Here is a 23,097-nt window from a genome sequence, read left to right on the forward strand (position 1 = left end):
CAGCGCCCGACGGGCCCCGCCGCCGTCGGGCGCTGCCCGCTGTCCCGGCCCGGGGCGCCGTCCACCGTGGACCGCCGGAGTGGCGGCACCTCGTGTGCGCCTCGTCGTTCAAGGCGGTGGTCGCTCCGCGATCCCCCGCGGGTGCCGCGTCCCGGCCGGGCGTCGAGCTGTCGTCGGCCACTGTGGCCGGTCCGCCGTCGTGGTCGCGACGGCGGCCGTCGGGCAGGGTGGCCTCCGGCCCGGTGTAGTGCCCGCTGGCGGACGGAGGCGGCGTGACGGTACCTCTCTAGTGGCCGGACTCGTCCTGGCGCCGCTGACGGCGACGTGCGGGCGGTGCGGTGCAACCCGGGACCGTGGGCCGGGGAAGGCCGGAGTGTCGCCTCGGGTGCCCACGCCGGTCCGGTCGCCGGCATCGGTCGCTGGCACGGCCGCGCCCCCGGTCACTGTGGACGTCCACGGTGACCGGGGGCGCGCTGCCAGGTGTGGCGTACCTCCGCCGGTCAGGAGCGGTAGCCGGCGGACCGGTACTCGTACTCCCGATCGTCGTCGCGGTCGCCGGTGTCGCGGGTGAAGTCCCAGCCGCCGGCGGCCTCGCGGCCCGGCCGACCGCCGACCGCGAACCCGCCGATCTCCTGCCCGCGGCGCCAGCCCCGGAAGTAGCCGGTGGTGTTCTCGGCGAGGCTCGCCGCGTCCCGGACGATCCGCAGTGGACGCTCCTCGCGCAACGGTGAACCGGGGACGAGGTTGGCCTGCGGGACCCGCTTGGGCAGCCCGGCCTTGGTCTCGGCGCCGACCGACGGCCGGGCCGCCTGCTCGGCCGCCTGCCAGCCGGTGTCGGCCGTGGTCGACCAGTCCAGGTCGGCCGAGTCGCTGTGCCCGACGAACCAGGCGGACTTTGCCTGGGCGAAGATCAGCAGGTCGCCGTCGCCCTCGTCGGAAACGGGCGGCGGACGCCGCTCCACCGGCGGCGCCGGCCGGTGCTCGGGCGCCGGGCGCTCGGCACGCGGGGGGACGGGCCGGCCGTTGCGCGGGGCCTCCTCCCGGTCGACCAGGCGCAGCGGCGGGTTCTCCAGCTGCGGGTCGGTGGGCGGGTTCGGCCCGTCACGCAGCGCCCGGTCGGCCATCGGCGGGGGCTCCACGAGCCGCAGCATCGGCGGCTCCTGAGGCAGGTCGTCGGCGAGCCACGGCGGGGTGACCCGGCGCTCCGCGCCGGGATCGGTCGGCGCGTCCACGCCGCGCCCGCCCCGGTCGCCGTACGAGCCGACCACCGGGTTCGTGGCGGAGCTGTCGGCCGGGTCCTCCGGGTTGTTGACCAGCGGCCAGTTGGCCCGGGAGCCCGGCGGGGCGGACTCCGTGCCCGGCCGCGGCGTGGGCACCGGGATGCTCAGGTCGGTGGCGCTGAACCCGCCGGTGGGCGCCTCGCCGTTGGTCTTCGGGCGGGGCGGGATGACGGTGCGCTGCCGCTCGGCCCGGGCGCTGTTGATCGCCGCGGTGGTCAGCGTGGGCCGGAACGGCTCCCCGGCCTCGGCCGGAGGCACCGTGCCGCGCTGTGCGGGCGCGATCGGGGTGATGCCGGGCGGCGGCGGTGGCGGTGCCGAGATCGGCCGGTTGGTCGGGCCGTCCACCCGACGCGGGGCGGGCTCGGTGTGGCTCGGCGCGCCGGAGACCGGGGTGCCGGCCGCAGCGGCCGGCGTGACCGGCTGCGGCGCGACTGGCGGCGGGGCGACCGGGGCCGGCGCGACCGGCGGCGGGGCGAGCGGGCGGGGCGACGGCGGCGGGGTGGCGCCGGAGACCGGCTCCGGACGGCTGCGCCGCCCACCGGACGGGGTCGGCTGCTCGGCCGGGCGGATCGTGCGCAACCCGGCGGTGCTGGTGTTCAGGCCGGGCCGGTCGCCGACCGGCTCGGCGCGGCGGCCGGCGGCGCGACGGCCGGGCGCCGCCGGAGCGGGCGTGCTGACCCGGGCGCTGAGCGCGCCGACCAGCGCCTCGCAGCCGGCGTCGCAGGCCCGGACCGAGGCGACGGCCTGGCGCACGGTCTCGGCCACGGCGGCGGTGAGGGCGCGGTTCACGGTCGCCCGCCGGGGCGTCTCGGAGATGGCCACCCGCAGCGCGGTCACCGCCTCCTCGATCTCCTCGGCCTCGGCCACGCCGTCCGCGGCGAGGTGGGCCGCGACCGCGTCGGCGGCGACCGAGACCTCCCGACCCCGGGCGACGGTGCCGGCCAGCATGCCGGGCTCCGGGAGGGCGTTGAGGACGGCCAGCGGGACCGGCTCGGCCGGGTCCGGGTAGGCGCGCAGCGCGGCCGGGTAGAGCTCGCGGAGCACCTCGCGCAGCGCCACGGCGGCCGAGTGCCGGCCGCTGGCCAGCGCGGCGTGCGCGGCGAGCACCTGCTTGTAGCCGGCGAGGTCGCGGTGCGCCGGCAGGGTGACCGCGGAGAGGGCGCCGGCCTGCAGGGCGCGGGCCAGGCCGACCGCGCGCCGCTCGGCGGGCGGGGACTGCATCTCCTCCAGCGAGTCGTCGTCGGCGAAGCGCTCGGCGAAGTCGTCGACCGAGTCGTCGTCGGCGATCGCCAGTGGGCGGCCCGCGGCGCTGAGCAGCGAGGTGACCGTGTGGTCGTCGCTGTCCGCGGCGATCGCCGCACCGCTCGGCCCGCCCGACCGCTCCACGAGCAGCGCGACGAGCCGGGCGTAGCCCGCCGCGTCGTCGCCGATCTCGCAGACATGCAGCAGACGGCCTGCGTCGTCGACCACAGCGGACGTCAGCGTCGAACCGGCCGAAGCCGGTCGGTCGGCCGGATCCGCCGAGGCCAAACCGCAGTACACGCGCACGAGCGCCACGGCGTCGTCCTCCTCCCGGGACACAGGTCTTTCTCTGCCAGAGACTGATGCTCCCCGTTAAGGGTCAGTCGCGCCAGTCCACGACCGCAGAGATCTTGCCGACAATGGTGCGCCAACCCAGACTTGCGGTTTGTGCCCCGATTTTCTTCAGCCGCCGACGGCCGAGGAAGCCGCCGATGCCGCCGTCGACCGTGGCCCGCAGCGCCTCGTCCAGGTCGTCGAGGCTGGAGCCGGCGGAGAGCATGTCCAGCACGGCCGGCAGGCGCAGCGCGTACGCCAAATCGCGGGCGATCTCGCCGGCCTCGATCAGCAGGGTGCTGTCCCAGGCGTCGTGCCCGCCGCGCAGGTTCTCGACCACCAGGTCCAGCTCGTAGATGTCCTCGTCGAGCGGGGCGATGTCGGCCGGCTCCACCCGTTCGGACAGTTCATCCCAGCTGTCCAGTTGGGACAGATCGTTCGGCGCGCCCGAGCGGATGAAGCTGACCAGCGACTCCGGGGTCTTGAAGAGCAGCAGCCGGCCCCGGTGGCTGAGGAAGACCGGGACCTCCTCGTCGCCCGCCTCGTCCTCGGCCTCCTCCGCCTCGGCGTCCTCGGCGTCCTCGGCGTCCTTGTCGCCCTTGGTGCGACGGCGGGCCTTCGCCTCCTCCTCGTCGCTCTCGGCGAACTCCTGGGCGACCTCCTCGTCGAGGATCACGACGGTCTCGTCGTCCTCGTCCTCCTCGACGACCTGGCGGCGGGCCAGGAACGGGTCGTCCTGGTCGCGCTCGGCGACGTCGGTGGGGGTCAGCTCCCGGGCCGGCCGGTACGCCCGCAGCGTGTATCCGGTGCCGGCGGGCAGGGCGATCTCCACCGGGTCGATCCGCAGCTCGTCCCAGAGCGCGCGGGCGGCCTCGGCCGACGCGGACGCGGTGTCGGACTCGACGCTGCCCTCGGTCTCGTCGAGCTCCGGCTCGTCGGCGTCGGGCCGTTGGGGCGACTGACGGGCCACGCTGACCTCCGTGTGCTTCGGGTTTGCCCACCCGTCGGCGTCCCGTGCCGACGAGTGACTCTGGGCACATACCCTAGTGGGCGGCTCCGGGAGGCCGGTGCCCGCACCCCGGTGGCGATCCGGCCGGCAGACAAGTAGCGTAGCTACACATGAAGGCCCAGGCGCTGCACGGACACCTCGACGCGCTGCTGCTGGCGGTGCTGGAGCGGGGCGCCCTGCACGGTTACGCGATCATCGAGGCGCTGCGCATCCGCAGCGACGGCCACTTGGACCTGCCCACCGGCACCATCTATCCGGCGCTGCGCCGGCTCGAGCGGGCCGGGCACGTGGCCAGCAGCTGGAGCACCGTCAACGGGCGGGAGCGCCGGACGTACGAACTCACCGACGCCGGCCGGCGGGCGCTGGCCGGGGAACGCTCCGGCTGGCGCGAGTTCAGCTCGACCGTCGGGCGCTTCCTCGACCCCGCGGCGCCGCCGGTCACCCCGACCTGACCCGCGCCGCAGCCCGACCGCGCCGCAGCCGGACCGCGTCGCAGCTCGACCGCGCCGCAGCCGGACCGCGATGCGGCGCGGGTGCGGCGGGGCCGGGCGGCCGCGTGGCCCGAGGGCGCTGGCCGGGCCAGTGGCAGGGCCCGGCGTGAGTGCCGTCGAGGTCGGCGGGGCGGCGCCCGGGCGGCGGGGCGGGAGGGCGGGCGTCAGCGGGCGGTGGTCAGCGTGGCGGACAGCCAGTGGCGGGCCGCCCGACCGATCCAGAGCAGGGCGGCGCTGACCATAACCGCGCCGATGATCATCGGCGGCCAGGTGAGGGCCGCCTCCCAGAGCCCCATGGACCAGGCGAAAAGCCCCGTCCCGGCGGCGGCGGCGAGGACGAGGACGCCGGTCAGGGCCGCGCCGACCGCGCGGTTGAGCACGCCCCCGGCCGGCACGCCCCAGCGGGCGGCGCCCGTCGCGACCAGCAGCCCGGCCGCCGCCAGCACGAACGCGGTGATCCACAGCCAGTCCATCGAGGCGGAGAGCAGCAGGTAGCCGGCCGGCGGCCGGGGACCCTCGCTCCAGCTCGCCCCCTGCCAGGTCAGGTCGCCGGCGACGATCGCGACGGCGGCCACTGTGACCACCCGCAGCGCGAGCCCGCGCAGCGCGCCGACCGCCAGCTCGGCCTGGTACGCCGGGGCCAGCTGCGCCGGGCTGCCGAACTCGGTCACCGCGCGCCACTGTGCCTCCGCCGCCGTCAGCCCGCCCTCCCGGTACGCCTCGACGGCGTCCAGCAGGCCGTGCCGGGCCTCGGTCAGCAGGTCGGACTTGAGCCGTACCGGCCCGCGCAGCCGGTCACCCAGCTCGCGCAGGCGCTCCTCCACCAACACCTCGTCACCGCCGGCCATGGCACCACCCTGCCACGATCGGCCGCCGGGCGTCGTCCGGGACATCCCTGGGCCGACCCGGAGGCCCGGTCAGGGGGTGAGCGCGAAGTACCCCCGTTCGGCCGCCTCCTGGAGCCGCCACTGGTCCCGGTACCAGCCCGGAGCGGCGACCAGGTCGGCGTGCCGGCCGCGCTGCACCACCCGCCCGGCGTCCAGCACCACGATCTCGTCCAGCCCGGCCAGCCCGCTGAGCCGGTGGCTGATCAGCAGCACCGAGTGCCCGGGCGGGGTGGCGGCCAGCGTCGAGGCGAGCACCGCGTCGGCGGCGGCCGGGTCGAGCCCCTCGGTCGGCTCGTCGAGCACCAGCACGCCCGGGGCGGCGAGCAGCGCCCGGGCCAGCGCGAGCCGCTGCCGCTGGCCGCCGGAGAGCTGCCCGCCCTCCTCGCCGACCACCGTGTCCCAGCCGTCCGGCTGCTCGCGTACCCAGTCCAGCAGGCCGGCCGCCGCGGTGGCCGCGGCCAGCTCGTCGTCGCTCGCCCCGGCGCGGCCGAGCAGCAGGTTGTCCCGGACCGAGGCGTGGAAGACGTACGCCTCGGCGAGCAGGCCGCCGACCGCCCGGGGCAGCTCCCGCTCGGCGTACGCCGACAGGTCCCGGCCGTCCAGGGTGACCCGGCCCGCCTCGGGCCGTACCGACCCGGTGAGGACGGCGGCGATGGTGCTCTTGCCCGCCCCGCTCGGCCCGACCACGGCAACCCGCCGCCCGGCGGGCAGGTCGAGGTCGAACCCGACCAGGGCGGGCGCGGCGCCGCTGCGGTAGCGCACCGTCACGTCGGTGAACCGCACGTCGTGCGGCGCCGCCGCGCTCACCGTGCCGGGCGCCGCCTCGCCCTCCGCGCCGGCCGGGCCGGGGGCCGCCGGCCCGGTCGCCGCCGGTGTGGCGTCGGTCGGCGCGGCGTCGAGCAGGGCCGCGACCCGGGTCAGGCCGGCGCCCAGCTGGGTGCGCTGCCGCGCGGCGCCGACCAGTGCCAGCGTCACCTCGACCGCGGCGAGCGCGCCCACCGCGAGCACGCCGACCAGCACCCCGTCGACGTCCCGGGCCAGCGCGACGAACACCACGGCGGCGGCGGTCAGCCCGGCGACCAGCACCCCGGCCGCGTCGACGGCGAACCCGGCGGCGGCGAGCCGCCGTTCCAGCCGGGCCAGCCGTGCGGTGCGCCGGCCGGCGGCCGCCAGGGCGGAGCCGGTGGCGCCGAACGCGGCCAGGTCGGCGGCGCCGTGGGTGAGGTCGACCGCGTCGGCGGCCAGTGCCCCGCGCAGCGGCGCCACCTCGGCGGCGGCCCGCCGGGTCAGTGCGGTGGCCAGCGCGGGCAGCGCCACGCCGGCGACCAGCAACCCCACGGCGAGCGCCCCGGCGGCGGCCGGGGAGATCATTGCCGCCGTGCCCACCGCCAGCACGCTGACCAGCGCCGCCGCCGAGGCGGGGACGAGCACCCGCAGCAGCAGGTCCTGCACCGCCTCCACGTCGGAGACCAGGCGGCTCAGCGCGTCCCCGGTGCGCTGCTCGGGCGCCCGGCGGGCGGCGAGGGCGGCGAACACCCGGGCCCGGACGTCGGTGACCAGCCGGAGCACCGCGTCGTGCCCGGCGAGCCGCTCGGTGTAGCGGAACACGCCCCGGCTGACGGCCAGGGCCCGGACCGCGACGATCGCCACCGTGAGCCGGTCCAGCGGCGGCCGGCCGGCCGCGCTCATCAGCAGCCAGGTGGCGGTGGCCATCAGGGCCAGCCCGGCGAACTCGGTCACCGCGGCGAGCAGCCCGGCGCCGAGCAGCCGGCCCAGGTACGGCCGGGCCAGCCGCAGCACCGCCCGCTCGGGACGGGTCGCCGCGATCACCGGATCACCTCCGCGGTCGGCACCCGGGTCAGCTCGGTGACCCGGCCGTCCTCGACCCGCAGCACCCGGTCGGCGTCGGCGAGCAACGCGGGGCGGTGCGCCACCAGCAGGGCCGTCCGGCCGGCGACCAACCGGCGGGTGGCGGCCAGCACGACCGCCTCGGACGCGCTGTCCAGCCGGGCGGTCGGCTCGTCGAGCAGCACCACCGGGGCGTCCCGCAGGAACGCGCGGGCCAGCGCGACCCGCTGCCGCTGGCCGCTGGAGAGGCCGTGCCCGCGCTCGCCGAGCACGGTGGCCAGCCCGTCCGGCAGCCCGGCGACCACGTCGTCCAGCGCGGCGTCGCGCACCGCGGCGGCGAGCGCGGCGTCCGGGGTGTCCGGGGCGCCGAGCCGGATGTTGTCGGCCAGCGAGGCGGCGAAGAGGTGGGCGCGCTGCGGCACCCAGGCCAGTTGCCGGCGCCACGCCTCCGGATCCGCGCCGGCCAGGTCGACCCCGCCCACGGTGATCCGGCCGGCGGTCGGCGTGACGAAGCCCAGCAGCAGGTTGAGCAGGGTGCTCTTGCCAGCGCCGCTGGGCCCGACGATCGCGATCCGTTCGCCGGGCCGGATGGTCAGCGTGACGTCCCGCAGCGCGGTGGTGCGCTCGTACTCGACGGTCACCGACTCGAACCGGATCTCCGCCCGCCCGTCCGGGGCGGGACCGCGCCGCTCGGCCCGGGCCGGTGGGGTGGCCGAGACGGTGAGCGCCTCGTCCAACGCGGTGAGCCCCTCCATGCTGGCGTGGAACCGGGCGCCGGCCGCCCGCAGCGGCAGGTACGCCTCCGGCGTGAGCAGCAGCACCAGCAGCGCCGTCTGCAGGGTCAGCCCGCCGCCGAGCAGCCGCAGGCCCACCGGCACCGCGACCAGCGCCACCGAGAGGGTGGCCACCAGTTCCAGCACCAGGGCGGAGAGGAAGGCGATGCGCAGCGTCTTCATGGTCGCCACCCGGTGCCCGTCGGCCATCCGGCGGACCACGTCCACCTGGGCCCGGGCCCGCCCGAAGGCGCGCAGCGTGGGCAGCCCGGCGACCATGTCGAGGAAGTGCCCGCCGAGCAGTGACAACCGCCGCCACTGGCGTTCGGTGGCGGCCTGGGCCTGCCAGCCGAGCAGCGCTCCGAAGATCGGGATCAGCGGCAGGGTGACCGCGATGATCAGCGCGGAGCTCCAGTCCGCGAGGAAGATCCGGCCCAGCACCGCCACCGGCACGGTGACGCTGAGCACGAGCTGGGGCAGGTAGCCGGTGAAGTAGGCGTCCAGGGCGTCCAGCCCGCGCCCGGCCAGGGTGGCCAACTGCCCGGCGCGCTGGCCGGCGACCCAGCCGGGGCCGTGCCGGCCGACCGCGCCGAGCAGTTCCACCCGCAGCGCCGCCTTGACCGTCGCGGCGACCCGCGCCGACACCGTGCCCTGCGCCCAGACCAGCAGCGACCGCGCGGCGACCGCGGCGACCAGGCCGGCCAGCGCCGGCCGGTCGAGCCGCCCGTCGAACGCGGTCGCCAGCAGCGCCGCCAGCGCGGTGGCCTGGGCCACGACCAGCCCCGCGGCGACCACGCCGAGCAGGGCGAGCACGGCGAGGTCGCGCCGGGCCGCGGGGACCCGGCGCAGCAGACGCGGGTCGAAGGGACGGCGGTTCACCAGTACACCGGTGCCCTGCCGTCGGTCCGTCCCCGGAAAACCCACCAGCACATCAGTTGAAAGCCTAGTAGGGCCGGCAGGAGCGGCACCGTCAGCCAGCCCAGCAGCCGCAGCGTGGGGCCGCTCGCCGCCGCGTCGGCCACGGTCAGCGACGCGCCGGGGTCGACGGTGGAGACCAGCGCGTACGGCCAGAGGGCCGCGCCGACCAGCACCACCAGCGCGGCCAGGGCAGTGCCGGTGGCGGCGAAGGCCAGTCCCGGCCGCCGGCGGGCGAGCGCCGTCCGGGCCAGCAGCAAGGCCCCGGCCAGCAGCACCGGCGCGAGCAGGCCGGCGACCGGCTGCTGCACGGTGTCGCGTACCCGCTCGGAGAGCAGGCCGAGGACGGTGGCCGCGCCGACCGCGGCGAGCGCCACCGGAACCAGCCGGCGGGCCAGCCGGCCGGTCGGCTCGGCGTCGGCGGCCGGCAGCCGCAGCGTGAGGAAGGTCGCACCGTGCGCCGCGACCAGCGCCAGCACGGCGAGCCCGGCGGCGGCCACGAACGGGGTGAACAGGTGGGTCACCCCGGCGACGTGCCCGTCGGCGTGCAGCGGTACGCCCTGGAGCAGGCCGGCGAGCAGGGCGCCCCAGCCGAGCGCGGCGAGCAGGCTGCCGATCACCACCACCCGGTCCCACCCGGCCCGGGACCGCTCGCCGGCCGGGCGGCTGCGCAACTGCACCCCTGCGGTCACCAGGATCACCCCGACCAGCGCGCCGACCACGGCCGGGTAGAACCCGGAGAGCAGTTCCCCCTCCAGCATCGGGAAGGCGCCGAAGAGGATGCCGACGGCGGCGACCAGCCACACCTCGTTGCCGAGGAAGAACGGGCCGACGGCGTTGAGCGCCGCCCGGCGGCGGGCCGGGTCGGTGCCCCGGGCGAGCAGCAGGCCGACGCCGTAGTCGTAGCCGCCGAGCACCAGGTAGGCGGCGAAGAAGAGGCCGAGCAGGGCGTACCAGGCGAGTTCCACGATGGTCTCCCTCAGGCGAAGGCGGGCGCGGGGCGGGTGTCGGCGGGCGGCTGGGTGGGCGGCCGGCCCAGCGCCGGGTCGGCGGCGCCCCGGGCGGCGTGCCGGGCCAGCAGCACCCAGTTGGCCACCGCCAACGTGCCGAGCAGCAGGCTGAAGCCGATCAGCGAGGCCAGCATCACGCCGGGGGCGACGCCGGAGACGGCCTGGTCGGTGGGGAGCAGGCCGTAGGCCACCCAGGGCTGCCGGCCGACCTCGCGGGCGATCCAGCCGAGGATCACCGCGACGAACGGCAGCGGCACGGCGAGCAGGATCAGCCAGAGCGGGAAGCGCAGCCGGATGGCCCAGTCCCGCCAGAGCAGCGGCAGCAGCAGCCAGAGGGCGCCGAGGGTGAAGCCGATCAGGATCATGAAGCCGAGCCCGACGCTGGCCAGCACCGGCGGGGTGTAGTCGCCTTGGCCGAACCGGGTGGTCCACTCGGCAACCAGGGCGTCCGCCTCCGGCCCGCCGCCGAACTTGGTGGGCTGCACCTGCCCGACCGGCGCGAACTGGGCGAAGCCGAAGCCCTGCACCATGGTGATCGACAGCGCCGCGGTGACCAGGCCGATCCGCAGCGAGGTGCGGAACAGCGCGTGATCCGGGGTGCGCCGGATCAGGTGCCAGGCGCTGACCGCGGCCATCAGCATCCCGCCGACCAGCAGCGCCGCGAAGACCACGTGCCCGAAGGCCATGCCGAGGCTGGGATTGGTGAGCAGGGCGGTGAAGTCGGTGAGGTGGGCGACCCCGTCGCGCAGTTCGTAGCCGACCGGGTTCTGCAGCCAGGAGTTGGCCACCATGATCCAGAACGCCGAGGCGTACGCGGTGAGCGCGACCCCCCAGAGCAGCGCGAGGTGGACGCCCTTGCGCAGCCGGTGCCAGCCGAAGATCCACATGCCGAGGAAGGTCGACTCGAGGAAGAACGCCACCAGCGTCTCGATCGCCAGCGGGGCGCCGAAGACGTTGCCCACGTAGCGCGACAGCCCGCTCCAGTTCAGCCCGAACTGGAACTCCATCACGATGCCGGTGGCGATGCCCAGCACGTAGTTGATCAAGTAGAGCTGACCCCAGAACCGGGTCAGCCGCCAGTAGACCGGCTTGCCGGTCAGCACCGCGGCGGTCTGCAGCCCCACCAGCAGGGTGACCAGGCCGAGCGTGACCACCACGAACAGGAAGTGGATCGAGGTGGTGGTGGCGAACTGCAGTCGGGCGAGGAGGAGGGTGTCCATGGCCGGCTCTCCGTACTGTCGGCTCACTTGTCGTAGCGAGCCTACACGTAGATTCTCTACGCATCACTACTACGCCTTGTCGTAGGAGACGGTACGACAAGGCGTAGTAGTTCGAGGGGCGCATGCGGCGCGCCGGAATCAGCTGAGGAAGAGCGAGATCGGCAGGGCGGCCACCGTGGTGGCCACCGCCAGGGCGACCGCGCCGAGCACCCGGGGCGGCCGGTCGGGCACCAGCAGCCGCTGCACGCGCACGTCCAGGTCACGGTCGCCGAGGCCGAGGGCGCCGGCGGGGGTGATCTTGTCGCCGGCCGCGGCGAACCGGCGCAGCGCCCGGCCCAGCGCCTCGGGGTGCGCCTGGCGGGCCTTGTCGTCGGCGCGCATCTCGACCAGCAGGGCGACCCGCTCGTGGATCCCGCGGACCCAGCCGAACCAGGGCAGCGCCCGGCAGAGCGCGGTGAACGGCAGCAGCACCAGGTCGTGCCGCTCCTGGGCGTGCGCCCGCTCGTGGCTGAGCACCGCCGCCAGCTCGGCGCGGTCCAGCAGGCTGAGCGTCCCGGCGCTGACCACCACCTGCGGCTTCACCCCCGGCAGGCAGTACGCGGCCGCGCTCGGGTGGTCGAGCACCAGCGCGCCGGGCGCCGCCGGGTCGTTCCGGGCCACCAGGGCGAGCAGCTCCCGGTGCCGGCGCTGAGCGCGCACGGTGTGCAGCAGGGTGCGTACGGTCGTGGTCAGCAGCACCCCGCCGATGCCGAAGCCGAGGGCGACCAGGCTCAGCTGGACGGGCCCGAGGCCGGGCGGCAGGGTGCCGTGCACCAGATCGTCGCCCAGGGCCAGCAGCGCGCTCCCGGTCGGCCGGTCGTACGGGGCCAGCCCCACCGCGATCGGCAGGCCCATCTCGGAGAGGCCGAGCGCCAGCCCGACCGCCTGCCAGCAGAGGATCGCCACCCGGGGGCTGCGCCACGTCCAGGTGGAGCGGGCCAGTACCTGCGCGGTCAGCAGGCAGGCCGCCATCGACGCGGCGAAGTGCAGAGCGTACGCCACGGCCGCCGCCCTACCGGTCCGCGGCCTCGTCGGCGACGGGCGGGCGGACCACCCGGTCGGTCGGCGCCTCGACCCGGTCGGTCAGCTCACCGGAAGCGGCCAACCCCACGGCGGCGGCGTCGGCGGCCAGCGCGGCGCGCAGCACCTCGGCCTCGGTGCCGGTCACCGAGCGGGCGAAGCGCACCAGCGCGGCGTCCCGGCTGCCGCCCAGGTCGAGCGCGTCGAGCATGAGCTGGGCGATGTACGCCTCGCGGCTGGCCGCGGCCCGGTAGCGCCAGGCCCGCCCCTCCCGCTCGCGCTGCACCATTCCCTTGCCGGCCAGCCGGTCCAGCACGGTCATCACCGTGGTGTACGCCAGTTCGCGCCCGGCCAGCGCGTCCGCGACCTCCCGCACGGTGACGCCGTCCGACGCGGCGGGGACCGAGTCCCACAGTACGTCCATCACCGCACGTTCGAGATCACCAAGCCGAGTCACCCCGCAATCCTACCCCCGGTAGTAGACCCCTCTCAGCGCGGTACACCCGAGCTCAAGATCCGCGCACTTTCACGGAAAGAGTGGCCTCCGCGCGAGCTGAGGCCACTCTTTCACTGAAAGTGCGCGGATCTTGAGTTGCGGGCGAGCGGGATCAGACGCCCTTGGGGTGCCAGACGGTCTTGGTCTCCAGGAGGGAGGTCATCCGGGTGACGCCGGGGTCGGCGAACCAGTCGTGGTCGGCCGGCGCCGGCCGGAGCACCCGCTTGAGGTTCTCCGCCGCCCTGACCTCCAGGTCGGCCGCCAGGTCGGCGTCGGCCACCCCGGTCAGGTCGATCGCGTTGACGTCCATGTGGCTGGCCAGCGTCGGCACCGTGTCCGACAGCCGGCCGGTCAGGATGTTCACCACCCCACCCGGCAGGTCCGAGGTGGCGAGCACCTCGGCCAGGGTCACCGCCGCCAGCGGTTCGGCCGGCGAGGCGGCCACCACCACGGTGTTGCCGGTGACGATCGCCGGGGCGATCACGCTGACCAGGCCGAGCAGCGCCGGCGACGCCGGGGCCACCACGGCCACCACGCCGGTCGGCTCCGGCGCCGACAGGTTGAAGTACGGGCCGGCGACCGGGTTGGCGCCGCCGTACACCTGGGCGAGCTTGTCCGACCAGCCGGCGTACCAGACCCAGCGGTCGACCGCGGCGTCGACCTCGTCGCCGGGCACGCCGAGCGCGACGAACTGCTCGCGCCGGCCCTCCAGCATCTCGGCCGCCCGGTAGAGGATCTGCCCCCGGTTGTACGCGGTGGCGCCGGCCCAGCCCTTGACCGCGGCGCGGGCGGCGACGACGGCGTCCCGCGCGTCCTTCCGAGACGCCAAAGACACGTTCGCGTCCTGCACGAGATACGACCGTCCCGACTCGCTGCGCGGGAACTTCCCGCCGATGAAGAGCTTGTACGTCTTGCGTACCGCGACCCGCTCAGACATTGAGGTAGCCCTCCAGCCCGTGCCGGCCGCCCTCGCGACCGTAGCCCGACTCCTTGTAGCCGCCGAACGGCGAGGTGGGGTCGAACTTGTTGAACGTGTTGGCCCAGACCACCCCGGCCCGCAGCCGGTCGGCCATCCACAGGATCCGGGAGCCCTTGTCGGTCCAGATCCCGGCCGACAGCCCGTACGGCGTGTTGTTCGCCTTCTCGACGGCCTCGGCCGGGGTGCGGAAGGTCAGCACGGACAGCACCGGGCCGAAGATCTCCTCGCGGGCGATCCGGTGTGCCTGGGTGACCCCGGTGAAGATGGTCGGCGCGAACCAGAAACCGCGCTCGGGCAGCTCGCACGGCGGCGACCAGCGCTCGGCACCCTCGGCGGAGCCGGCCTCGGAGAGTTCCCGGATCCGGGCCAGCTGGGCGGCCGAGTTGATCGCGCCGATGTCGGTGTTCTTGTCCAGCGGGTCGCCGACGCGCAGCTGGGCCATCCGCCGCTTCAGCGACTCCAGCACCCGGTCGGCGACGTTCTCCTGGACCAGCAGCCGGGAGCCGGCGCAGCACACGTGCCCCTGGTTGAAGAAGATGCCGTTGACGATCCCCTCGACCGCCTGGTCGACCGGGGCGTCGTCGAAGACGATGTTGGCGGCCTTGCCGCCCAGCTCCAGGGTGAGCTTCTTGCGGGTGCCGGCCACCGCGCGGGCGATCGCCCGGCCGACCTCGGTCGAGCCGGTGAAGGCGACCTTGTCCACGCCCTGGTGCTCGACCAGCGCGCGGCCGGTGTCGCCGGCGCCGGTGACGATGTTGACCACACCGGCGGGCAGGTCGGCCTGCTGGCAGATCTCGGCGAAGATCAGCGCGGTCAGCGGGGTGGTCTCGGCCGGCTTCAGCACCACCGTGTTTCCGGCGGCCAACGCCGGGGCGATCTTCCAGGCCAGCATCAGCAGCGGGAAGTTCCACGGGATGACCTGCGCGGCTACCCCCAACGGGCGGGGGTTGGGGCCGAACCCGGCGTGCTCCAGCTTGTCGGCCCAGCCGGCGTAGTAGAAGAAGTGCGCGGCGACCAGCGGGATGTCGACGTCCCGGGACTCCTTGATCGGCTTGCCGTTGTCCAGCGACTCCAGCACCGCCAGTTCGCGGGAGCGCTCCTGGATGATCCGGGCGATCCGGAACAGGTACTTGGCCCGGTCCCGGCCCGGCATCGGGCCCCACACCTTCTCGTACGCCGCCCGGGCGGCACGGACCGCGCGGTCGACGTCCCCGGCGCCGCCCTCGGCGACCTCGGCCAGCACCTCCTCCGAGGCCGGGTTGATCGACTTGAAGGAGCCACCGTCGGTGGGGTCGACGAACTGGCCGTCGATGAAGAGCCCGTACGAGGGCTTGATGTCCACCACCGAGCGGGACTCGGGGGCGGGGGCGTATTCGAACATGGCGCTCAGTCCAGGGTGAAGTAGTCGGGACCGGAGTAGACGCCGGTCGTCAGCTTGGTGCGCTGCATCAGCAGGTCGTTCAGCAGGCTGGAGGCGCCGAAGCGGAACCAGTCCGGGTCCAGCCAGTCCGCGCCGACGGTCTCGTTGACCATCACCAGGTACTTGATCGCGTCCTTGGTGGTCCTGATGCCGCCGGCCGGCTTCACGCCGACCTGCCGTCCGGTGGCCGCGCGGAAGTCGCGGACCGCCTCCAGCATCACCAGGGTCACCGGCGGGGTGGCCGCGACCGGCACCTTGCCGGTGGAGGTCTTGATGAAGTCGCCGCCGGCCAGCATGGCCAGCCAGGAGGCGCGCCGGACGTTGTCGTAGGTGGCCAGCTCGCCGGTCTCCAGGATCACCTTGAGGTGGGCGTCCCCGCAGGCCTCCTTGGTGGCGACGATCTCGTCGTACACCTCCTTGTAGCGGCCGGCCAGGAACGCGCCCCGGTTGATCACCATGTCGATCTCGTCGGCGCCCGCCTCGACGGCGGCGCGGGTGTCGGCGAGCTTGACCTCCAGCGGCGCCTGCCCGGAGGGGAAGGCGGTCGCCACACTGGCCAGGTGCACGTTGCTGCCGCGCAGCACCTCGGCCACGTACGGGACCATGGCCGGGTAGACGCAGACCGCGCCGACGTGCGGGCAGGACGGGTCGGCCGGGTCGGGGCGCAGCGCCTTGGCGGCCAGCGCCCGCACCTTGCCCGGAGTGTCCGCGCCCTCGAGGGTGGTCAGGTCGACCATCCGGATCGCCAGGTCGATGGCCTGGGCCTTGGCGGTGGTCTTGATGGAGCGGGTGCCGAGCTGTGCCGCCCGCTGCTCCGCGCCGACCTGGTCCACGCCGGGCAGGCCGTGCAGGAAGGTCCGCAGAGCGGTCTCGGATCGTCCCAGCTCGGAGAGATCCGACCGGGCCGACGTCGCTGTCGCCGTCATGCCTGGAAGTCTACGCATCCGGCCGCCCAGTGATCTTGGTCACGGCGCCGGCCGGTGAGCGGGATCGCCGGTCCGCCCGCACCGGCAGTGCCCGGGCCGCCGGTTCGGTAGGTTGAGCGACCGTGGACGTACTCGTCATTGACCACCCGCTCGCCCAGTCGCGGCTGACCGCCATGCGGGACGCGCGCACCGATTCCGCCAACTTCCGGGCGGCGCTGCACGAACTGACCACCATGCTGGTGTACGAGGCGGCCCGGTCCTTCCCGGTCGAGCGGTACCCGGTGCAGACCCCGGTCACCGGCACCGAGGGCACCCGGCTGGCCAACCCGCCGCTGCTGGTGCCGGTGCTGCGGGCCGGCCTCGGCATGGCCGACGCGGCGCTCGGGCTGCTGCCGGAGTCCTCGATGGGCTTCGTCGGGCTGGCCCGGGACGAGGAGACCTACGAGCCGCGCGCCTACATGGAGTCGCTGCCCCGGGACCTGGCCGGGCTGCCGGTGCTGGTGCTCGACCCGATGCTGGCCACCGGCGGCTCGCTGGAGCACTGCTGCCGGCTGCTCGCCGACCGGGGCTGCACCGACATCACCGTGCTCTGCGTGCTCGCCGCCCCGGTCGGCATCGACCGGCTGGAGCGGTCCGGCCTGCCGCTGCGGCTGGTCACCGCCTCGATCGACGAGGGCCTGAACGACCGGATGTTCATCGTCCCGGGCCTCGGCGATGCCGGGGACCGCCAGTTCGGCGGCATGCCCCGGTTCTGAACCCGCCGGGCGCGCCCCACGCCGAGTTCGTGCGTGGGGTGCGCGCACCGGCTAGCGTCTCGGGCCATGACAGGTGTCGCGCTCGCCGAAGAGCTGCTCCTCCTCGCCTACGACGACGAGACCGGCAAGGCCACCATGCCGCGGATCACCCTCGACCTGGGGATGGCCGCGGCGGTGCTGATCGAGCTGGCGCTGGCCGGCCGGATCGCGTACTCCGAGGGCGCGCTGACGGTGGTCGACCCGGCGCCCACCGGCGAGCCGGTCACCGACGCCGTCCTGGAGCGGATGGCGGCGGACACCCCGCACTCCCCGTCGTCCTGGGTGCAGCGGCTGCGACACGGCCTGCGCGACCGGATCCTCGGCGACCTGTGCCGCCAGGGCGTGGTGCGGGACGTGGACGAGACCGAGCTGGGCTTCATCCACGTGCACCGGTATCCGGTGGTGGACCCGTCGGTGGAGGCGGACACCCGGCGCCGCCTCGCCGAGGCGCTCACCGGCGGGGCCGTACCGGACGAGCGCACCGCCGCGCTGGCCACCCTGGTCGCCGTGCTCCGGATGGAACCGGCGCTCGGGATCAGCCCCGAGGCGACCGCGGACGCCCGCCGCCGGCTGGCGGAGATCGCCAGCGGCGCCGGCTTCTCCGGCGAGGTCAGCCTGGAGGACTCGGTGGTCCGCCCCTCCGTCGGCCTGGTCGTCGTCGCCCTCGGCCAGGCCGTCGACGCCGCTCTCGGCCCCCGCCGCTGACCCGCCCGTCGCCCGGTGCCCCGCGGGCGTACCTCGGCTAGAGCCCGAGCGCGGCGGCGATCTCGGTGCGGAGGGCGGCGACGGCCTCCGTCGCCCTGGCCCGCGCCGCGGCCACGTCGCCGTCCGCGACCGGCTCGACCACCTCGAGGTACGCCTTGAGCTTCGGTTCGGTGCCGGAGGGCCGGATCACCACCCGGGCGGCCGCGGTGCGCAGGATCACCACGTCGGCCCCGGGAAGCAGGTCCTGCGCCGAGGTGACCGGGTGGCCGAGCAGCTCGGTGGGCGTGGCCGCCCGGATCCGGGCCATCGCGGCGGCGATCTCCCGCAGGTCGTCCACCCGCACCGAGAGCTGGTCGGTGTGGTGCACGCCGAACTCGGCGGCCAGCTCGTCCAGCCGGTCGGTGAGCGTCCGGCCCTCCGCCTTCAGCCCGGCGGCCAGCTCGGCCACGGTCAGCGCGGCGGTGATGCCGTCCTTGTCGCGTACGTGGTCGGGAGCCACGCAGTAGCCCAGCGCCTCCTCGTAGCCGAAGACCAGCGGGGCGCTCCCGCCGCCGGCCCGGACGATCCACTTGAACCCGGTCAGCGTCTCGTCGTACGGCACGTCCCGCGCGGTGCACATCGCCCGGAGCAGGGACGAAGACACGATCGTGGTGGCGTAGAGGCCGGTCACCCCGCGCCGCATCAGGTGGTCGGCGAGGAGCACACCCACCTCGTCGCCGCGGAGCATCCGCCACCCGGTCGCCGCGTCCCGGACGGCCACCGCGCAGCGGTCCGCGTCCGGGTCGTTGGCGATGGCGAGGTCCGCGCCGGTCGACTCGGCGAGCGCCACCAGCAGGTCCACCGCACCCGGCTCCTCCGGGTTGGGGAACGAGACGGTCGGGAACGCCGGATCCGGCTCGGCCTGCTCCGGCACCACCCCCGGCACCGGGAAGCCGGCCCGCGCGAAGGCGGCGGTGAGCACGGCCGCCCCGACCCCGTGCAGCGGGGTGTACGCCACGGCGAGATCCCGTGGCCCGTCCGGCGCGATCACCGCGGCGGCCCGCTCCACGTAGGACGCCACCAGGTCGTCGCCGAGCACCTGGCCGGGCGGGCCGAGCGGCACCTCGGCCAGCCGCCCGACGGCCCGGATCGCGGCCTCGATCCCGGCGTCGGCCGGCGGCACGATCTGCGCGCCGGCGCCCAGCTCGCCGCCCAGGTCGGCACCGAGGTAGACCTTGTAGCCGTTGTCCTGCGGCGGGTTGTGGCTGGCGGTCACCATCACCCCGGCCACCGCACCGAGGTGGCGCACCGCGTACGCCAGCACCGGGGTGGGCAGCGGGCGGGGCAGCAGCAACGCGGGCCGGCCGGCGCCGGTGGCCACCTGGGCGGTCCGCTCGGCGAACTGGCGGGAGCCGTGCCGGGCGTCGTACCCGATCACCAGCGGGCCGGAGCCACCCTGGGCGGCGAGCCAGCCGACCAGCCCGGCGGCGGCCCGGGTGACCACCGCGAGGTTCATCCCGTTCGGCCCGGCGCGCAGCGGGCCGCGCAGCCCGGCGGTGCCGAAGGCGAGCGGCCCGGCGAACCGGTCGGCCAGCTCCGGGGCGCTGGTGGGCAGCCGGTCGAGCACCGCCTGGAGTTCCGCCCGGCTGGCCGGGTCCGGGTCGTCGTCGAGCCAGCGCCGGGCTTGCTCGCGAATGTCGTCGATGTCAGTGGTGTCCGCCGGCATGCCTCTTGATAGCACGCCGGCGGATCACCCCGTCCGCTTCCCCTGGCCTCAGCCGGCGTCGGTCAGCTGGAACGTCTTCACCATCTCGTCGAAGATCGGCTTGCTCTCCGCGAACCGGGCGTCGGTCGCGGACAGGTAGAACGAGTAGATCTTCCCGTTGCTGACCACGCCCCGCCACACGCCGTGTCGCATGGTGTCGCCCTCACCGCAGGTGTACTCGAATTCGGCCGCCTGCTTGCCGGCCAGTTCCTGCTCCGTCATCGAGATCTGGGAGTAGGGCTTGGGGCAGCTCTTCGCCTTCTTCAACCCGCCCTCGGCGATCTCGGCCCAGCGCATCGAACTGCTACCGCCGAAGTTCTCGGTGAGAATGCGCACCTTCCGGCCGTCGTCCTCCGGATCGACGTAGTCGATGTACACACCCCCGGTCGCCTTCTCCCAGCCCTTGGGCACCATCACCCGGACGCCCCGGGCGGAGTGCTCCTGCATCTCGACGCCGGGGTCGGCCGGGGCGGTGGTGGTGGGCTGGACCTGCGGGGGCGGGGGCGTGGGGTCGTCCCCGCCGCTGAACAGGGCGACCGCCCCGATCAGCAGCACCACTGCCAGCCCGCCGGCCGCGGCCAACTGCACCTTGCGGGGCCAGCTCTTGACGGTGCCGACCAGTTCCCCGCCGACCCGGCGGACCCGGTCGACCGGGCTGCCGCCGCCGGCGGGCGCGGCGACCGGCGTGGTCCACGGCTGGCCGGTGCCCGGCACCGACCACTGGGCGCCATCGCCGTAGGTGCCGCCCACCCGCTGGGTGGCGTCCGGCGCGGCGGCGTAGGGGACCGCCTGGGTCGCGTCCGGCCGAACGCCCCAGGTGACGCGCTGGGTCGCGGCCGGCTGCTCCGCGCCGCCCACCCGCTGGGTGGCATCGGCGCCGCCGTAGGTGCGGCCGGTGCGGGGCGCGGCCGGCGGCGACATCGCGCCGGTCGGCGTGTGCAGCGGACCGGCCAGCGCGTCGGCGCTGGTCTCGTCCAACGCGGCGGCGCTCGACAGGGCGGCCTGGCCGGGGCGTTCGCCCCGGCGCAGTGCGGCCAACCGGTCGGTCAGCGACTCGCCGGGGGCGAGCATCGCCCGGCCGCCGATCTGCCCGGTGGGCTTCGGCTCCGGCTGGGCCGGCGGCGGGGCCGGCACCGGCCGTTGGACCGGCACCACCGAGTAGGGGTCGGTCACCGAGTTCACCGCTGCCGCGGTGCTGGTCAGCGGGCCGGCGAGCAGTTCGCGCAGCATGGCCCGGGCGGTGTGCACGTCCAGCCGGCGGCCCGGGTCCTTCTCGAGCAGGCCCATCAGCACCCGGGTCAGCGGGCCGCTGCGCTGCGGGGTGGCGGGCGGGTCCTCGACCACCGCGTGCATCGTCTCGATCGGGTCGCCCCTGTCGAACGGGGGCCGCCCCTCCACCGCCGTGTAGAGCGTCACGCCCAGCGAGAAGAGGTCGCTCGGCGGGCCGAACTCCTGGCCCATGGCCCGTTCCGGGGAGATGAAGTGCGGCGAGCCGAGCACCATCCCGGGCGTGGTGAGCTGCACGTCGGTGGGCATCCGGGCCACCCCGAAGTCGGTCAGCACGCACCGGCCGTCGGAGCAGATCAGCACGTTGGCCGGTTTCACGTCGCGGTGCAGCACGCCGATCGCGTGGGCCACCTCGAGCGCGCCGAGCAGCGCGATGCCGATCTTGGCCACCACCCGGGGCGCGACCGGCCCGTCCTCGATCACCATGTCGGCGAGGCTGCGGGCGTCCAGCAGTTCCATCACGATCCACGGCCGGCCGCCCTCGGTGACCACGTCGTAGACCTGCACGACGGCCGGGTGCTGGATGGCCGCGGCGGCGCGGGCCTCGCGCAGGGTGCGCTCGTACATGGCGTCGCGGTCGCTGGGCGCCAGCCCCGGCGGGAGGACGACCTCCTTCACCGCCACGTCCCGGCGCAGGAGTGTGTCTGTGGCACGCCAGACCGTGCCCATGCCGCCGTTGCCCACCGCCGACCGCAGCGAGTAGCGCCCACCGATGGTGGTGCCGGGTGCCGCGCGTCCGGTCGGGGGACTGACTGGTCCGCCGCTCCACGTCGGGATCTGAGTCACAGAAAAGCCACCGGGGGAAATCGAGGGGGCTGGGACACAACCCCCCTATCTTGCGGGTTCCGACGCCCGATGCGAAAGCCGACGCGGCGGACGTTTACCGAACTCGACGGTACGTGCCCGGACGTTCACCTCCCGTCGACCTTCGTCGACGCAGTGTGCGGTATCCCTCACCCGTCCGCGCCGCCGCTCGTCCTACCATCCGGTAATGAGCGAACGGCGGTCAAGCGAGTCCGGTTTCCCGATCAAGGGCGTCTACACGGCGACCGACCTCCCGGAGGACCTGGACTCCCGGCTGGGCGGCCCCGGCGAGTACCCGTACACCCGTGGCGTCTACCCCACGATGTACACCTCCCGGCCCTGGACGATGCGCCAGTACGCCGGCTTCGGCACCGCCACCGAGTCCAACGCGCGCTACCACCAGTTGTTGCGCGCTGGCACGATGGGCCTCTCGGTCGCCTTCGACCTGCCGACCCAGATGGGCTACGACTCCGACGACCCGATCGCGCACGGCGAGGTGGGCAAGGTCGGGGTGGCCATCGACTCCATCGAGGACATGCGGCTGCTCTTCGACGGCATCCCGCTGGACAAGGTCTCCACCTCGATGACCATCAACGCGCCCGGTTCCGTGCTGCTGCTGCTCTACCAGTTGGTGGCCGAGGAGAACGGGGTGCCCGGCTCGGCGTTGAACGGCACCATCCAGAACGACATCCTCAAGGAGTACATCGCCCGCGGGACGTACATCTTCCCGCCGAAGCCCTCGCTGCGCCTGGTCGCCGACACGTTCGGCTACTGCCGGCAGGAGGTGCCGAAGTGGAACACCATCTCCATCTCCGGCTACCACATGGCCGAGGCCGGCGCGACGCCCGCGCAGGAGATCGCGTTCACCCTGGCCAACGGCGTCGAGTACGTCCGGGCGGCGCTGGCCGCCGGGCTGGCGGTGGACGACTTCGCGCCCCGGCTGTCGTTCTTCTTCGTCGCCCGCACCACGCTGCTGGAGGAGGTGGCCAAGTTCCGGGCCGCCCGGCGGATCTGGGCCCGGCTGATGCGGGACGACTTCGGCGCGAAGAACCCGAAGTCGATGATGCTGCGCTTCCACACCCAGACCGCCGGGGTGCAGCTGACCGCCCAGCAGCCCGAGGTGAACCTGGTCCGGGTAGCGGTGCAGGGACTCGCGGCGGTGCTCGGCGGCACCCAGTCGCTGCACACCAACAGCTTCGACGAGGCGATCGCGCTGCCCACCGAGAAGGCCGCCCGGCTGGCCCTGCGTACCCAGCAGGTGCTGGCGCACGAGACCGACCTGACCGCCACCGTCGACCCGTTCGCCGGGTCGTACGTGGTGGAGGCGATGACCGCCGAGCTGGAGGCGGCGGCGACCGAACTCATGGACCGGGTCTTCGACCACGGTTCGGCGGTCGACGCCATCGAGGCCGGCTTCCAGAAGCGGGAGATCGAGCAGTCGGCGTACCGGATCGCCCAGGAGATCGACTCCGGTGAGCGGGTGGTGGTCGGGCTCAACCGGTTCGCCATCGACGCCGAGGAGCCGTACGAGCCACTGCGGGTCGACCCGGCGATCGAGAAGGCGCAGGCCGAGCGGCTGGCCGAGCTGCGCCGTACCCGGGACGCGGGCGCCGTGGAGCGGGCCCTGGCCGACCTGCGCGCCGCCGCCTCCGGCACGGACAACGTGCTGTACCCGATGAAGGAGGCGCTGCGGGCCCGCGCCACCGTCGGCGAGGTCTGCGGGACGCTGCGGGAGGTCTGGGGGCTGTACCGCCCGTCCGACCAGTTCTGAGCGCCGGCGGGTCCGGGCCGGTCGCCGGCGGGCCCGGCGCCGACCTGCGCGGCGCTACAGTTTCAGCAGGTACCCCGCCGCCGATCGGCGGCGCGGGCGTGAAG

The 23,097-nt window shown here is 75.0% G+C and carries 18 protein-coding genes; 4 read left to right on the forward strand and 14 right to left on the reverse strand.

What is annotated here, in order from left to right:
- Positions 1-500 precede the first annotated feature (500 nt).
- Together FHX32_RS13570 and FHX32_RS13575 are read right to left on the reverse strand one after the other, a co-directional pair.
- Positions 501-2,861, reverse strand: coding sequence for a transposase (locus tag FHX32_RS13570; protein ID WP_167181535.1), 2,361 nt, complete (start codon positions 2,859-2,861; stop codon positions 501-503).
- Positions 2,862-2,901: 40 nt separating this feature from the next.
- Positions 2,902-3,825 carry a DNA primase gene (locus FHX32_RS13575; RefSeq protein WP_167181537.1) on the reverse strand — a complete coding sequence of 308 codons (924 nt, stop codon included), beginning with the start codon at positions 3,823-3,825 and terminating at the stop codon, positions 2,902-2,904.
- Positions 3,826-3,974: 149 nt separating this feature from the next.
- Between FHX32_RS13575 and FHX32_RS13580 the strand changes: the two genes are divergently transcribed.
- On the forward strand, positions 3,975-4,316 hold the full coding sequence (locus tag FHX32_RS13580; protein ID WP_109906395.1) for a PadR family transcriptional regulator: 342 nt from the start codon (positions 3,975-3,977) through the stop codon (positions 4,314-4,316).
- A gap of 203 nt (positions 4,317-4,519) precedes the next feature.
- Here FHX32_RS13580 and FHX32_RS13585 read toward each other — a convergent pair whose 3' ends face one another.
- From FHX32_RS13585 to deoC, 10 genes are all read right to left on the reverse strand, one after another.
- Positions 4,520-5,203 carry a permease prefix domain 1-containing protein gene (locus FHX32_RS13585; RefSeq protein ID WP_167181539.1) on the reverse strand — a complete coding sequence of 228 codons (684 nt, stop codon included), beginning with the start codon at positions 5,201-5,203 and terminating at the stop codon, positions 4,520-4,522.
- 69 nt (positions 5,204-5,272) lie between these two features.
- Complete coding sequence (gene cydC, locus FHX32_RS13590) at positions 5,273-7,072, reverse strand: thiol reductant ABC exporter subunit CydC (RefSeq protein ID WP_167181542.1); 1,800 nt, start codon at positions 7,070-7,072, stop codon at positions 5,273-5,275.
- Positions 7,069-8,742, reverse strand: a complete 1,674-nt coding sequence (gene cydD / locus FHX32_RS13595) for a thiol reductant ABC exporter subunit CydD (RefSeq protein WP_167181544.1) — start codon at positions 8,740-8,742, stop codon at positions 7,069-7,071. Before cydD ends, cydC begins: the two co-directional genes overlap by 4 nt.
- Entirely contained in the window at positions 8,739-9,746 is a 1,008-nt protein-coding gene (gene cydB, locus FHX32_RS13600) for a cytochrome d ubiquinol oxidase subunit II (RefSeq protein WP_167181546.1), read from the reverse strand. Before cydB ends, cydD begins: the two co-directional genes overlap by 4 nt.
- Before the next feature lie 11 nt (positions 9,747-9,757).
- A complete protein-coding gene (locus FHX32_RS13605; RefSeq protein ID WP_167181548.1) occupies positions 9,758-11,008 on the reverse strand; it encodes a cytochrome ubiquinol oxidase subunit I in 1,251 nt (416 codons plus the stop codon).
- Between the two features lie 138 nt (positions 11,009-11,146).
- Entirely contained in the window at positions 11,147-12,049 is a 903-nt protein-coding gene (locus tag FHX32_RS13610; protein ID WP_167181550.1) for a M56 family metallopeptidase, read from the reverse strand.
- Positions 12,050-12,059: 10 nt separating this feature from the next.
- Complete coding sequence (locus FHX32_RS13615) at positions 12,060-12,524, reverse strand: BlaI/MecI/CopY family transcriptional regulator (RefSeq protein ID WP_167181552.1); 465 nt, start codon at positions 12,522-12,524, stop codon at positions 12,060-12,062.
- A gap of 151 nt (positions 12,525-12,675) precedes the next feature.
- The gene (locus tag FHX32_RS13620) at positions 12,676-13,500 is read right to left on the reverse strand and encodes an aldehyde dehydrogenase family protein (RefSeq protein WP_167181554.1); all 825 of its coding nucleotides are present in this window, start codon (positions 13,498-13,500) and stop codon (positions 12,676-12,678) included.
- Positions 13,493-14,923: an aldehyde dehydrogenase family protein gene (locus FHX32_RS13625; protein ID WP_167181556.1), complete on the reverse strand. Its 1,431-nt coding sequence runs from the start codon at positions 14,921-14,923 to the stop codon at positions 13,493-13,495. The genes FHX32_RS13620 and FHX32_RS13625 overlap by 8 nt, the downstream gene beginning before the upstream one ends.
- A 5-nt stretch (positions 14,924-14,928) precedes the next feature.
- Positions 14,929-15,888, reverse strand: coding sequence for a deoxyribose-phosphate aldolase (gene deoC / locus FHX32_RS13630; protein ID WP_167181558.1), 960 nt, complete (start codon positions 15,886-15,888; stop codon positions 14,929-14,931).
- A gap of 122 nt (positions 15,889-16,010) precedes the next feature.
- On the opposite strand from deoC, the gene upp reads away from it, so the two are divergent.
- Complete coding sequence (upp, locus tag FHX32_RS13635; RefSeq protein WP_167181560.1) at positions 16,011-16,643, forward strand: uracil phosphoribosyltransferase; 633 nt, start codon at positions 16,011-16,013, stop codon at positions 16,641-16,643.
- Positions 16,644-16,709: 66 nt separating this feature from the next.
- Complete coding sequence (locus FHX32_RS13640) at positions 16,710-17,387, forward strand: GOLPH3/VPS74 family protein (protein WP_167181562.1); 678 nt, start codon at positions 16,710-16,712, stop codon at positions 17,385-17,387.
- Positions 17,388-17,424: 37 nt separating this feature from the next.
- Here FHX32_RS13640 and FHX32_RS13645 read toward each other — a convergent pair whose 3' ends face one another.
- Positions 17,425-19,092: a phospho-sugar mutase gene (locus tag FHX32_RS13645; RefSeq protein ID WP_167181564.1), complete on the reverse strand. Its 1,668-nt coding sequence runs from the start codon at positions 19,090-19,092 to the stop codon at positions 17,425-17,427.
- 48 nt (positions 19,093-19,140) lie between these two features.
- Positions 19,141-21,204: a protein kinase domain-containing protein gene (locus tag FHX32_RS13650; protein WP_167181566.1), complete on the reverse strand. Its 2,064-nt coding sequence runs from the start codon at positions 21,202-21,204 to the stop codon at positions 19,141-19,143.
- A gap of 205 nt (positions 21,205-21,409) precedes the next feature.
- Between FHX32_RS13650 and FHX32_RS13655 the strand changes: the two genes are divergently transcribed.
- Positions 21,410-22,993 carry a methylmalonyl-CoA mutase family protein gene (locus tag FHX32_RS13655; protein ID WP_167181568.1) on the forward strand — a complete coding sequence of 528 codons (1,584 nt, stop codon included), beginning with the start codon at positions 21,410-21,412 and terminating at the stop codon, positions 22,991-22,993.
- Positions 22,994-23,097 lie beyond the last annotated feature (104 nt).

This window comes from Micromonospora sp. CNZ280 (genome assembly GCF_011759515.1).

Coding starts and splice junctions, on each gene's coding strand:
- FHX32_RS13625 (WP_167181556.1), bottom strand. CDS start 14,923: ATGTTCGAATACGCCCCCGCCCCCGAGTCCCGCTCGGTGGTGGACATC.
- FHX32_RS13585 (WP_167181539.1), bottom strand. CDS start 5,203: ATGGCCGGCGGTGACGAGGTGTTGGTGGAGGAGCGCCTGCGCGAGCTG.
- FHX32_RS13655 (WP_167181568.1), top strand. CDS start 21,410: ATGAGCGAACGGCGGTCAAGCGAGTCCGGTTTCCCGATCAAGGGCGTC.
- FHX32_RS13605 (WP_167181548.1), bottom strand. CDS start 11,008: ATGGACACCCTCCTCCTCGCCCGACTGCAGTTCGCCACCACCACCTCG.
- deoC (WP_167181558.1), bottom strand. CDS start 15,888: ATGACGGCGACAGCGACGTCGGCCCGGTCGGATCTCTCCGAGCTGGGA.
- FHX32_RS13645 (WP_167181564.1), bottom strand. CDS start 19,092: ATGCCGGCGGACACCACTGACATCGACGACATTCGCGAGCAAGCCCGG.
- FHX32_RS13580 (WP_109906395.1), top strand. CDS start 3,975: ATGAAGGCCCAGGCGCTGCACGGACACCTCGACGCGCTGCTGCTGGCG.
- FHX32_RS13640 (WP_167181562.1), top strand. CDS start 16,710: ATGACAGGTGTCGCGCTCGCCGAAGAGCTGCTCCTCCTCGCCTACGAC.
- FHX32_RS13620 (WP_167181554.1), bottom strand. CDS start 13,500: ATGTCTGAGCGGGTCGCGGTACGCAAGACGTACAAGCTCTTCATCGGC.